This window comes from Paucibacter sp. XJ19-41 (genome assembly GCF_028462495.1).
Lineage (GTDB): Bacteria > Pseudomonadota > Gammaproteobacteria > Burkholderiales > Burkholderiaceae_C > Roseateles_E.
In genome coordinates this window covers 1-386 of sequence record NZ_JAQOWX010000309.1, presented here as the reverse complement: position 1 = coordinate 386, position 386 = coordinate 1, and the positions used below count along the sequence as shown (strand labels likewise).

Annotated in this window: 1 protein-coding gene; it reads right to left on the bottom strand. The window is 64.2% G+C overall.

Annotated features, from left to right (window positions below; genetic code table 11):
- Positions 1 to 332 (bottom strand): hypothetical protein (locus tag PO768_RS29130; protein ID WP_272648843.1); only part of this gene is annotated, 332 nt, incomplete at its 3' end.
- Positions 333 to 386 lie beyond the last annotated feature (54 nt).

The window sequence follows — 386 nt, the reverse complement described above, 5'->3', positions numbered from 1 at the left end:
TCCGGGCTGTTGCCAAAGCTCAGCAGCGAGAAACCGTCGGCCAGGCCATCGAAGCTCAGCGTCATCAAGGTGAAGGCATCGTCCGTCTGGTCGCCGGCCAGAACGTCATCGTCGCCCTCCAGCGAGAAGGCCTGCACGCCGAAGTCCATCGGCGGCACCGAGGCTTCAATGCTGAACCACGCGCCACCGAGCCCCGCGCCCAGCGTGTAGCCGGTGAAGCCAACGATCGCCGGGTTGTACTTGATGTTGAGATCAAACGCCGAGACGATCTGCCCACCCAGGCCGCTGATGTTGACATCGATGGAATACGGACCGCCGACGGCCACGCTCATGCTGGACGGCGAGAAGCTGACAACGGGTGCCGCCTGCGCGGTAGCCCCTCCCAA